The sequence below is a fragment of the Streptomyces sp. UNOC14_S4 genome (assembly GCF_020740835.1).
GTDB lineage: Bacteria > Actinomycetota > Actinomycetes > Streptomycetales > Streptomycetaceae > Streptomyces.
In genome coordinates this window covers 1-11,870 of record NZ_JAINFC010000212.1, presented here as the reverse complement: position 1 = coordinate 11,870, position 11,870 = coordinate 1, and the positions used below count along the sequence as shown (strand labels likewise).

The 11,870-nt window shown below is 70.6% G+C and carries 9 protein-coding genes and 1 riboswitch; of the genes, 1 reads left to right on the top strand and 8 read right to left on the bottom strand.

All coding sequences use genetic code 11. The features are described 5' to 3' along the window. The first annotated feature begins 53 nt into the window (after nt 1–53). On the top strand, nt 54–2,573 hold the full coding sequence (locus K6I34_RS19805; RefSeq protein WP_229327640.1) for an ABC transporter permease: 2,520 nt from the start codon (nt 54–56) through the stop codon (nt 2,571–2,573). 344 nt (nt 2,574–2,917) lie between these two features. On the opposite strand, the gene K6I34_RS19800 is transcribed toward K6I34_RS19805, so the two are convergent. The 8 genes from K6I34_RS19800 to K6I34_RS38330 all read right to left on the bottom strand — a co-directional run. Beyond that, nucleotides 2,918–4,231 carry a cyclopropane-fatty-acyl-phospholipid synthase family protein gene (locus K6I34_RS19800; protein WP_229327639.1) on the bottom strand — a complete coding sequence of 438 codons (1,314 nt, stop codon included), beginning with the start codon at nt 4,229–4,231 and terminating at the stop codon, nt 2,918–2,920. Between the two features lie 278 nt (nt 4,232–4,509). Next, nucleotides 4,510–5,925: an NAD(P)/FAD-dependent oxidoreductase gene (locus K6I34_RS19795; protein WP_229327638.1), complete on the bottom strand. Its 1,416-nt coding sequence runs from the start codon at nt 5,923–5,925 to the stop codon at nt 4,510–4,512. Between the two features lie 421 nt (nt 5,926–6,346). Continuing rightward, a complete protein-coding gene (locus K6I34_RS19790; protein ID WP_229327637.1) occupies nt 6,347–7,288 on the bottom strand; it encodes a Ppx/GppA phosphatase family protein in 942 nt (313 codons plus the stop codon). Further along, nucleotides 7,285–7,815, bottom strand: coding sequence for a DUF501 domain-containing protein (locus K6I34_RS19785; protein ID WP_229327636.1), 531 nt, complete (start codon nt 7,813–7,815; stop codon nt 7,285–7,287). The genes K6I34_RS19790 and K6I34_RS19785 overlap by 4 nt, the downstream gene beginning before the upstream one ends. 55 nt (nt 7,816–7,870) lie before the next feature. Further along, the gene (locus tag K6I34_RS19780) at nt 7,871–8,335 is read right to left on the bottom strand and encodes a septum formation initiator family protein (RefSeq protein WP_308294032.1); all 465 of its coding nucleotides are present in this window, start codon (nt 8,333–8,335) and stop codon (nt 7,871–7,873) included. A gap of 170 nt (nt 8,336–8,505) precedes the next feature. Next, nucleotides 8,506–9,786: a phosphopyruvate hydratase gene (gene eno / locus K6I34_RS19775; protein ID WP_229327635.1), complete on the bottom strand. Its 1,281-nt coding sequence runs from the start codon at nt 9,784–9,786 to the stop codon at nt 8,506–8,508. A gap of 371 nt (nt 9,787–10,157) precedes the next feature. Next, nucleotides 10,158–10,916 (bottom strand): transglycosylase family protein, encoded by a 759-nt coding sequence (locus K6I34_RS19770; RefSeq protein WP_229327634.1) that lies wholly within the window; start codon nt 10,914–10,916, stop codon nt 10,158–10,160. Nucleotides 10,917–10,919: 3 nt separating this feature from the next. Next, nucleotides 10,920–11,088, bottom strand: a riboswitch (cyclic di-AMP (ydaO/yuaA leader). A 260-nt stretch (nt 11,089–11,348) separates the two neighbouring features. Then, nucleotides 11,349–11,870: LysM peptidoglycan-binding domain-containing protein (locus K6I34_RS38330; RefSeq protein WP_275127104.1), on the bottom strand; the 522-nt coding region annotated here is incomplete at its 5' end.

The window sequence follows — 11,870 nt, the reverse complement described above, 5'->3', positions numbered from 1 at the left end:
GCTTCCCCCGGCCCGCCCCGCGGCGGCGAGGGGCTCTCCCACAGGACTGACTGATGTTCCGTACCGCCTTGCGCAACGTGCTCGCGCACAAGGCCAGGCTGCTGATGACCGTGCTCGCCGTCATGCTCGGCGTCGCCTTCGTCTCCGGCACCCTGGTCTTCACCAACACCATCTCGGACGCCTTCCAGAAGAGCTCCGAAAAGGGCTTCACCGGCGTCGACGTCGCCGTCACCCCTCACAAGGAGGACCGCGACAAGGGCAACCCGGGCGCCGCGCCCAAGCTCACCCAGGCCACCCTCGACAAGATCGCCCAGGTGCCGGGCGCCGCCTCGGTCACCGGCTCCGTCGGCGGCTTCGCCGCCATAGCCGACAAGCACGGCAAGCTCGTCGGCGAGGGCTTCGGCTCCACCGGCGCCAACTACTACCCGGGCGCGGGCGGCAAGGACCCCCGCTACGCGATGAAGACGGGCCGCGCCCCGCAGAACGCGAACGAGATCGCCCTCGACACGAAGACCGCGGACCGCGCGGGCTACAAGGTCGGCGACACCGTCCGGCTGTCCGTGGACGGCCCCGTCCTCACCCCGAAGGTCACCGGCGTCTTCACCACCGATGACGGCAACGTCGCCGCGGGCGGCAGCCTCGTCCTCTTCGACACCGCGACCGCGCAGAAGTACTACGCCAAGGCTGGCGAGTTCAGCGAGATCGACGTCAAGGCCGCCGCGGGCACCTCCCAGACCGCCCTCAAGGCCGCGGTCGACAAGGTCCTGCCGCGCGACACCGAGTCCCAGACCGGTCAGAAGCTCGCCGACGACCAGGCCAAGGAGATCGCCTCCGGCATGGAGACGATGAAGACCACCCTGCTGACCTTCGCGGGCATCGCCCTCTTCGTTGGCATCTTCATCATCGCCAACACCTTCACCATGCTGGTCGCCCAGCGCACCAAGGAGCTCGCCCTGATGCGCGCCGTCGGCGCGAGCCGCGGCCAGGTCACCCGCTCCGTCCTGATCGAGGCGCTCGTCGTCGGCGCCGTCGCCGCCGTCACCGGCCTCGTCGCGGGCATCGGCATCGGCGCGGGCCTGCGCTCGCTGCTCGGCTCCACCGGCGCCACCATCCCGGACGGCCCGCTGGTGATCTCCCCCGGCACGGTCGTCGCCTCGCTGGTCGTCGGCATCGTGGTCACCATGCTCGCCGCCTGGCTGCCCGGCCGCCGCGCCGCGAAGATCCCGCCGGTCGCCGCCATGAGCAGCGTCCACGCCGCGGCCTCCCCGCGCTCCCTCGTCGTGCGCAACAGCATCGGCGCCGCGTTCAGCGCCATCGGCGCCGCGCTCGTGCTGGCCGGCTCCGAGCAGGGCATCCTGGCGCTCGGCGCCGGTCTGCTCCTCATCGGCGTCTTCGTGCTGACCCCGCTGCTGTCCCGGCCGCTGATCGCCGCCGCGGGCCCGCTGCTGCGCCCCTTCGGGATCTCCGGCAAGCTCGCCCAGCTGAACGCGGTCCGCAACCCGCGGCGCACCGCCGCGACCGCCTCCGCGCTGATGATCGGCCTCACCCTGATCACCGGCATGACCGTGATCGCGGGCAGCACCCAGCAGGCCATCGACAAGATGGCCACCAAGGCCATCAAGGCCGACTACATCGTCTCCATGGCGAGCGGCACGCCGCTCTCCCCCGACGTGTCGAAGAAGCTCGCCGAGAGCCCCGCGCTCTCCGCCGTCAGCCCGCTGCGCACCACCGCCGCCCGCATCGGCGACGACCACCAGTCGCTCACCGGCGTCAACGGCAAGAGCATCGCCGACCTGGCGAAGTACGACTTCCAGTCGGGCTCCTTCGCCGGGCTCTCCGGTGACAAGGCCGTCGTCGACGACAAGCTCGCCAAGGACCACGGCTGGAAGGTCGGCTCCTCCTTCACCGCCACGGTGGAGGACGGCCAGAAGATCCCGTTCACGGTCTCCGGCATCTTCAAGAGCAGCGAGCTCGTGCGCGGCGTCATGGTCGACAACGCGACCCTGGCCCCGCACCAGTCCGACGTCGTCGACATGCAGATCCTGGTCAAGGCCAAGGACGGCGTCGGCACCGCCGCCAAGGACTCGATCCGCAAGACCCTCGGCGACAACCCCGCCATCTCCATCAAGGACAAGCAGGACATCTCCAACGACATCGCCAAGGGCATCAACCTGATGCTCAACATCCTCTACGGGCTGCTCGCCATGGCCGTCGTCGTCGCGGTGCTGGGCGTGATCAACACCCTGGCGATGTCCGTCTTCGAGCGGTCGCAGGAGATCGGCATGCTGCGGGCCATCGGCATCGACCGCGGCGGCATCAAGTGGATGGTGCGCCTGGAGTCGCTGCTCATCTCGCTCTTCGGCGGGGTGCTCGGCATCGGGCTCGGCGTCTTCTTCGGCTGGGCCGGCGGCCGCCTGATCGGCAAGTCCCTGGCGGACTTCGAGCTGATCCTGCCGTGGGGCCGCATGGCGCTCTTCCTGCTGCTGGCGGCGCTGGTGGGTGTGCTCGCGGCGCTCTGGCCCGCGCGGCGGGCGGCGAAGCTCAACATGCTCACCGCCATCAAGGCGGAGTAACCCCGCAGCGGGGTCACTCATACCGGGGCCGCAGCCCCCATCCCCCTCCAACCCGGGGGCTGCGGCCCCTTTCGCATACCCGGAGCCTGTGACCGGGGGCTCCGCCCCCGGACCCCCTGGTCAGTTGCGGCCGGTGGTCCGGTTGTGCCCACCCGTTCCGCCCTGCGGAACGCCTGCCCACAACCGGGGGGGGAGAGACATACGGCGACCGCGCCCCATCAGGGGCGCGGGGAACTGCGCGACCAACCCCCACCGGGGCCGCAGCCGCGCGCGCAGCGCAAGCCGCACCCCGGTGGGCGAAACGGGGGTCCGGGGGCGCAGCCCCCGGTGGGTGGGAAGAAGGACTACCCCCGCCACTCCCGCGTGCGCAGCGAAAGACCCGACGTCCCCGACTCCGGCGTACGAACAGCGAGCACCTGGTTCACCCCGATGCGGTTCCGCTCAAAAGAAAGAGCGCACGCCGCCATGTAGAGACGCCACACCCGCGCCCGCCCCGGCGACGTGAGGGAGGCCGCCTCCCGCCACGCCGCCTCCAGGTTCGTCACCCACGCCCGCAGCGTCAGCGCGTAGTGCTCGCGCAGGGACTCGACGTCGCGGACCTCGAAGCCCGCTTCCTCCAGCTGGGCGACGGTGCGCCCGACCGGCGCGAGCTCGCCGTCGGGGAAGACGTAGCGGTCGATGAACTCGTCGATCTCGTAGGCCTCCTCGTCCCGCAGGGGCCGCCGCGCGATCTGGTGGTTGAGCAGCCGCCCGCCCGGCCGGAGCAGCCGGTGCAGGTCGGCGGCGTACTCGGCGTAGAGCGCGGAGCCGACGTGCTCGGCCATGCCGATCGACGAGACGGCGTCGAAGGGGCCGTCGGTGATCTCGCGGTAGTCCTGCACGCGGATCTCGACGCGGTCCGTCAGCCCGGCCTCGGCGACGCGCTTGCGGGCGTACGCGGCCTGTTCCTCGGAGAGGGTTATCCCGACCGCGTCGACGCCGTACTCGCGGGCCGCGTGCAGCACCATGGAGCCCCAGCCGCAGCCCACGTCCAGCAGCCGCTGCCCCGGTTCGAGTGCGAGCTTCCGGCAGACCAGGTCGAGCTTGGCGCGCTGGGCGTCCTCCAGGGTGCCGTCCGGGCCCTCCCAGTAGGCACAGGAGTAGACCATCGACGGTCCGAGCACACGCTCGTAGAAGGCGTTGCCCACGTCGTAGTGGTGGCTGATGGCCTGCTTGTCACGGCGCAGCGTGTGCAGCGGGCCGCCCGTCCTGCGGGCCTCCTCGACGGGCGGACGGGGCGGCAGCCCGGGGCCGGACAGCTTGACGAGCTCGGCGGCCGCGGAGCGCAGCCGGGGGTCGCGCGCCGCCGACAGCAGGGCGCTCGGGCCGTGCGCGCGCCCCGCGTCCTCGCCGCGCTCCCAGAGCGTGCCCGCGAGCAGGTCGAGCGCCTCGTAGAGGTCGCCCTCGACGTCGAGCTCCCCCGCGACCCAGGCGCGGGCCAGGCCGAGCTCGCCCGGCTTCCAGAGCAGCCTGCGCAGGGCACGGCGGTGGCGGACGACGAGGGTGGGTGTGCCGGGGGGCCCGTACTCGCTGCCGTCCCAGGCCCGGAGCCGGACGGGGAGCGGGGTCCCCAGTACGTCTTCCACGAGCGTGGTGAGCCGTCGAGCGGCGTCGGCCATGTCGCACACCTCCGTGATGCACAGTCAGATGCAGGGCAAGGAGAAACGTTCAACTGACATCTGAACACCAGTCAGGGGCCCGATAGTCCCGTTCCGTCAGGCCGGTTCGCCCGAGAGTGACGGATCACGTCGAAGGATGCCCGTTCCGGCACGGAAAACGCGGAAACGCCGAAGGGCGTCCACCCCACGGATTGGTGGACGCCCTTCGGCGTGTTGCGCTGTGGTGGCCACGGTCACCCGCGGCACCGGCCCGCTGCGGCCGGCTGTCGCCTACGGCGTCAGGAGGCCTTGGCCTTGCTGTCGGTGTCGGCCTTCTTGTCGGACGGCTTGGCGTCGCCCTTCGGGGCCTGCGGGGCCGGCTTGGCGGCCTCGTAGAACTCCTCGCGGGGGTTCTCCATGGCGCCGAGGGAGACGACCTCGCGCTTGAGGAACATGCCCAGGGTCCAGTCCGCGAAGATGCGGATCTTGCGGTTCCAGGTCGGCATGGCCAGACCGTGGTAGCCACGGTGCATGTACCAGGCGAGACGGCCCTTGAGCTTGATCTTCATCTTGCCCATGACGATCATCGCCACGCCCTTGTGGAGGCCGAGGCCCGCCACCGCACCCTTGTTGGCGTGCTTGTACTCCTTCTGCCCGGCCTCGAAGCCGCGCAGGGCCGCCACGACGTTGTCGCCGAGGACCTTGGCCTGGCGCAGGGCGTGCTGGGCGTTCGGCGGGCACCAGGCGTTCTCGTTGCCGTTGGCGCGGCCGACCAGGTCGGGGACCTGGGCGTTGTCACCGGCGGCGAACGCGTAGGGCATGCCGTTGATCTGGAGGGTCGGCAGGGTGTCGACGTGACCGCGCGGACCGAGCGGCAGGCCGAAGCGGGCCAGCGCCGGGTTGGGCTTGACGCCCGCGGTCCACACGATGGTGTTGGCGTCGACCTCGACGCCGTTCGACAGCACGACGTGGCCGTCGACGCAGGACTTCATCGACTCGCCGAGGATGACCTCGATGCCACGGCTCAGCAGGTGCTGGCGGCCGTACTCGCCGAGCTTCGGACCGACCTCGGGGAGGACGCGGTCCGCCACGTCGACGAGGAGGAAACGCATGTCCTCGCGCTTGACGTTGCGGTAGTGCTTGGCGGCGTCGCGGGCCATGTCCTCGACCTCGCCGATGGTCTCCGCGCCCGCGAAGCCACCGCCGACGAAGACGAAGGTGAGCGCCTTGCGACGGATCTCCTCGTCCGTGGTCGAGTCGGCCTTGTCCAGCTGCTCCAGCACGTGGTTGCGCAGGCCGATGGCCTCCTCGATGCCCTTCATGCCGATGCCGTTCTCGGCGAGGCCGGGGATCGGGAAGGTACGGGAGACCGCGCCCATCGCGATGACCAGGTAGTCGAAGGGCAGCTCGTACGCCTCGCCGACGAGCGGGGCGACGGTGGCGACCTTGCGGTCCTGGTCGATGGTCGTGACGCGGCCAGTCAGGACCTCCGCCTTGGGGAGCACGCGTCGCAGCGGCACCACGACGTGGCGGGGGGAGATGCTGCCGGCGGCTGCTTCAGGAAGGAAGGGCTGGTACGTCATGTACGAGCGCGGGTCGACGACCGTGACGGTCGCCTCCGCGTACCGCATCTTCTTGAGGATGCGACGCGCCGCGTACAGGCCGACGTACCCACCGCCTACTACGAGGATCCGTGGACGCTCCGTGGTGCTCATGTTTCGAGTATCCAGCACTCCGGACGGGGGTGCTCGTGCGCCCCTTCACAAGGATCCAGGAGGTGTCTGCTACACTCCGCCGCCACCGTGACACACGCCATAGCCCCGCAAGGGAACCACGGCACCGCCGCACGCGTTGGAGACCCCCGCTGAACTGGCCTTGCGGCTCCGGAGGCGACTGGACCACCGTCGTCACGCGACCCGCATAAACGTTCCTTTAACTCGCCAGAAACCAGACGCTATCCGGCCGCGCAACGTTTGGAACGCCCCAAACGGGGCAGTTCGGCGCGCCCGCGTACCGCGCGCACCGTTTTTTCATGTGAAGGATTTCACGAACATTCTTCGCGGAGCCCCTCCGGAAGCCCCCGCAAGGGCCCTCCAGGGGCCTCCGCGGGGGCCACAGGACCCCTTCCGGGGCGCGTCAGGCGATGCTGAAGGCGATGCCGTCCAGGATGTCGTGCTCGCTCACGACGACCTCCTCGGCGCCCACCCGCTCCATGACCGACTGGAGGACGAGGGCGCCCGCGGCGATCACGTCGACGCGGCCCGGGTGCATGGCCGGGATCGCGGCGCGCTCGGCGTGCGTCGAGGCCAGCAGCATCCCGGTGATCTCCTGGACCTTCGTCAGCGGGAGCCGGGCGTGGTGGATGGCCTCCGAGTCGTACTCGGCCAGCCCCAGCGCGATGGCCGCGACCGTGGTGACCGAACCCGCGAGACCCACCAGCGTGCGGGCCTCGGCGAGGGGGACGGCCTCCGCGGCCAGGTCCAGGGCGGCGTCGATGTCCGCCTTCATGGCGGCGACGTCCGCGGGCGCGATCGTGTCGGGCAGCGCGCCGTCCACGGCCAGGTGACGCTCGGTCAGCCGTACACAGCCGATGTCCACGCTGCGCGCCGCGCGCACGTGCTGCTCGCCGATGACGAACTCCGTGGAGCCACCGCCGATGTCCACCACGAGGTAGGGCTTCGCTATGTCGTCACGGCCCGTCAGTTCCTTCGTGGCGCCCACGAAGGAGAACTCCGCCTCCTGGTCACCCGTGATCACCTCGGGCTCGACGCCCAGGATCTCCACGACCCCGCGGACGAACTCGTCCCGGTTCTCCGCGTCGCGGGAGGCCGAGGTCGCCACGAAGCGCGTGCGCTCCGCCTTCAGCTCGCGGATCACCTCCGCGTACTCCCGGCAGGCCGCGAAGGTGCGCTCCAGCGCCTCGTCGGCCAGCCGGCCCGTGCGGTCCACGCCCTGGCCGAGCCGGACGATCTTCATCCGCCGGTCCAGCTCGGTGAAGGCCCCGGTCGCCGGGTCCAGGTCGGCGACGAGCAGCCGGATCGAGTTCGTACCGCAGTCGACGGCGGCGACCCGCGTCACTTCTCCTCGCCTCCGCACGGGTTCACGCAGGGGCCCTTGGCCCACCACTCGGGGAGCATGGCGATCGCCTCGTCGCCCAGCGGGTTGACGCCCGGACCGGCGGCCAGCGAGTGGCCCACGAGCACGTGCAGGCACTTGACGCGGTCCGGCATGCCGCCGGCGCTCGGGAAGCCCTCCAGGACCTCGATCGCGTCACGGCGCGCGATGTAGTCCTCGTGCGCCTTGCGGTAGGCCTCGGCGAGCTCCGGGTCGGTCTTGAGCCGCTCCGACATCTCCTTCATCACGCCGTTGGCCTCCAGCGTGCCGATGGCGGACGCCGCGCGCGGGCAGGTCAGGTAGTAGGTCGTGGGGAACGGCGTGCCGTCCTCCAGCCGCGGCTGGGTCTCGACGACGTCGGGGTTGCCGCAGGGGCAGCGGTGGGCGATGGCCCGCAGCCCGCGCGGCGGGCGGCCCAGCTGCTGCTCGAACGCCTCGATGTCCGCCTCGGTGGGGGCGGTGGGCTCGGTCTTCGGAGGAGGGGTGTCCATGTGCTCGCTCGTGCTCTGTCGAAAGTCGAAAAGGGTTGCGAAAGAGGTACGGGGTTCAGCGGGCGGGCGCGCCGGTGTCGGCCTGGTCCACGCCGTCCCAGAGGTTGCTGTACCAGGGCCGGTCGGCGGCGCCCTGGTCCTTGGGCCGCTTGGCGGCGCCGCTGCCGTCGACCACGCTGTAGCCGGTCTCGCCGGGGCGGAGGTAGTGCAGGTGCTCGCGGGCCTGGCTCTCGACGTACGCCGGGTCCTCCAGGCGCGCCTTCTCGTCCAGCAGCCGCTGCACCTGCTCGCGGGCCTGCTCGGTCTTGCGCCGCTGGTCGGCGATGTCCGAGCGCTGGGTGACCCACTGGCGCATCGGGTAGGCGAGGGCGACGACCAGGGAGCAGACGACGAGCGCGAGGAGCGCCGCCCGCCCGGTGAGCCGGCCGCGGCGGCGGGAGCCCGCGCGGTACACCCGGGCCTTCGGGCCGCTCATCAGCGCCTTGAGCCTGGCAGCGGTGGAGAACCGGTCTCCCGGCACTTCGCCTCCCCGTGGTCACTCGACGCCCGCAGTCTCATTACGAACGTACGTCCCCGGCCACGGTACGGGACCGGGGCCGGGGACGTAGTGAGGCTGCCGCCATCCCCCGGGGATTTCGTGCCCCCGAGGGATGGTCAGCCGGACGCGAGGGGTGCGCCCGTGGGGCTTCGTCAGCCCTTGAAGCGCGGGAACGCGCTGCGGCCCGCGTACACCGCGGCGTCGTCGAGGATCTCCTCGATGCGCAGCAGCTGGTTGTACTTGGCGACGCGCTCGGAGCGGGCCGGGGCGCCGGTCTTGATCTGGCCGCAGTTGGTGGCGACGGCCAGGTCGGCGATGGTGACGTCCTCGGTCTCGCCGGAGCGGTGGGACATCATGCACTTGAAGCCGTTGCGCTGGGCCATCTCGACCGCGTCGAGGGTCTCGGTCAGCGAGCCGATCTGGTTGACCTTCACCAGGAGGGCGTTCGCCGAGTTCTCCTCGATGCCGCGGGCGAGGCGCTCCGGGTTGGTGACGAACAGGTCGTCGCCGACGAGCTGGACCTTGTCACCGAGCTTGGCGGTGATGGTCTTCCAGCCCTCCCAGTCGTCCTCGAACAGCGGGTCCTCGATGGAGACCAGCGGGTACGCGTCGACGAGCTCCGCGTAGTACTCGGTCATCTCGGCCGCGGTGCGGTCCTTGCCCTCGAACGTGTAGACGCCGTCCTTGTAGAACTCGGAGGCGGCGACGTCCAGCGCCAGCGCGACGTCCTGGCCGGGGGTGTAGCCGGCCTGCTTGATGGCCTCGAGGATGAGGTCGAGGGCCTCACGGTTCGAGCCCAGGTTCGGGGCGAAGCCGCCCTCGTCGCCGAGGCCGGTGGACAGGCCCTTGGCCTTCAGCACGGCCTTGAGGGTGTGGTAGACCTCGGTGCCCCAGCGCAGGGCCTCGGAGAAGGACTCCGCGCCGATCGGGGCGATCATGAACTCCTGGATGTCCACGTTGGAGTCGGCGTGCGACCCACCGTTGAGGATGTTCATCATCGGAACGGGCAGCAGGTGCGCGTTCGGGCCGCCCAGGTAGCGGAACAGCGGCAGGTCCGAGGCCTCGGAGGCGGCGTGGGCGACGGCCAGCGAGACGCCGAGGATGGCGTTGGCGCCGAGCGAGCCCTTGTTGTCGGTGGCGTCCAGGTCGAACATGGCCTGGTCGATCAGACGCTGTTCGGTGGCGTCGTAGCCGACGAGCTCCGGGCCGATCTGCTCGATGACGGCCAGCACGGCCTTCTCGACGCCCTTGCCCATGTAGCGGTTCTTGTCACCGTCACGGAGCTCGATGGCCTCGAAGGCACCGGTCGAGGCACCGGACGGCACGGCGGCACGGCCCGTGGAGCCGTCGTCGAGGCCGACCTCGACCTCGACCGTGGGGTTACCGCGAGAGTCCAGGATCTCGCGAGCTACGACGACGTCGATGGACGGCACGAGGGTCTCCTTCATGTGTGTCTGGAGTGCTGCAGCCACGAGCCTAACGGGCGGCGGAGGGTTGCATGGCCCTGCGGGCTGCGAAATCACGTAGATACGCTGATCAGGGGGCGAACCCCGACATTGTTCGCTGAGCGAGTAAGAGTCCCGGGGGCGCGCCCCGTCAGGGGCGCGGGGAACTGCGCGACCAGCCGAGGACGACCCGCGGTCGCGCGCCGGGCGCAAGAGGCACCCCGGTGGGCGGGGGCCCGGGGGCGCGGCCCCAGGAATGACGGAGCCCCGCCTCGTCGCGTCGGGGGCGCAACGAGGCGGGGCAAGCCGCAAGGCAGAGGCAGGGCACGGCGTGAGCCACCGCGCCCGCCCGCGGCGGGTCAGCCGAGGTGCAGGTGCTGACCGGTGTAGATCAGGTCCGCGTCGGCCACGATGTCCTTGTTCAGCTGGTAGAGCTTCTCCCAGCCACCCTTGATCTTCTTCGCGTCGGCGATCGAGCTGAGCGTGTCGCCGTCCTTGACCTCGTACTCGCCGTCACCGGTCTTGACCGTCTGCGGAGCGGCGTGCTTCGGCGTGGACGGCTTCGGGGCGGACTGCTTCGGGGCCGGAGCCTCGTCCTCGTCGTCGGCGGTCTGGGCCTGCGGAGCGGCGTGCTTCGGGGTGGTCTTCTTGGGCGCGGTCTGGCGCTCGCTGCGGTCGGCGTGCGACTTGGTGGAGGTGCCGCGGTCGGACTTGGCGGTGCCGGAGCCGGAGTCGGAGGTGTCGGCGCCCGAACCACCAGTGGTCATGCCGGGCACGGCGCAGCCCCAGGCGCCCGGGCCCTGCATGGCGAGCAGCTTCTCGGCGACGGCGATCTGCTGGGACTTGGAGGCCAGGTCGGCTCGGGCGGCGTACGCCTGGCCACCGGCGGCGTTCCAGGAGGACTGCGAGAACTGCAGGCCGCCGTAGTAGCCGTTGCCGGTGTTGATGGACCAGTTGCCGCCGGACTCACACGCGGCAACCTTGTCCCACGTGGACACGGACGCGGCGTTCGCGGAGGTCGCAATCATCAGCGGGGCCGCGACCGCGGCGCCGGCGACACCGGCGAGCGTGACGATGCGGACGGCCTTGGACGGACGACGGTGCTTGCCCTTGGACATGAGTCGTTTCCTCACCGACGCCTACGAGGTGAGCTGTCGGGTTCGGGCTGTGAGTTCGCCCGGCCTCCTGTGCGAGCACATTCGGCTTCACCCCTAGCCGTCCTGGCCCTGACGGACCGCTGACGGCGACTTACCTTGGTTCCCCCGCTCCTGCCTACGGCGCTTTCGCGACGACTCCGCCGGTCGCCGGCAGGATTCGGCGTGGCGACCGTGGTGCTCGCGGTGGCGAGCGGAAATGACGGTAAACACAGTGGGCCGCCGCGTTCAAACCCCTCTTTCCAGCCACAGTTGCCCCTTGTTACCCACGGAAACCTTGCATTTCCGCAGGTGAGAGGGGGTGTGCCCGGTTTTGGAGGAGTCCGTTCCGCCGAACTGCGAAGAGACCCATGTCTCACTTTCGACTGGAACGGACATTCCCCCCGAACTGTCGCGCTATTTGCCAACCTCAAGGCGCTGACCAGGAAGGATCAGGTCGGGATCGGAACCGACCGCTTTCTCATTGCGCTGATACAGGGAATGCCAGCCACCGTTAACGGAGTGGGCCTCCGCGATGTCTGACAGATTGTCACCGGGCCGTACCGTGTAGTCGCCCGCGGCGGGCTTTTCCGTACGGGCGTCACCGCCGCCCCGCGAGACACGGTCGTCCTCGTCCGAACGCGGCGAGCCGGCGCGGTGCTTGCCGCCGCCCTCGGCGGAACCGGTCTCCGCGCCCTTGTCCGACCCGCCGTTCGAACCGCCGGGTGTCTGCGACGGGGTCGAAGCGGAATCCGTGGGCCGGTCGGCGGGACCGTCGGTGGACGGCACCGGCGCGGTGGGGATCTGCGTCGGGTCGCCGGTGGGGGCGATCGACGGGTCCTTGCGGTGCTTGCCGCCCGACGAGGCGTCGCCATCCGTGGCCCCGGTGCCGGGGTGCGCCGACGGCGACGACGAGGGCGCCGGGGTCGTGGAGGGCGA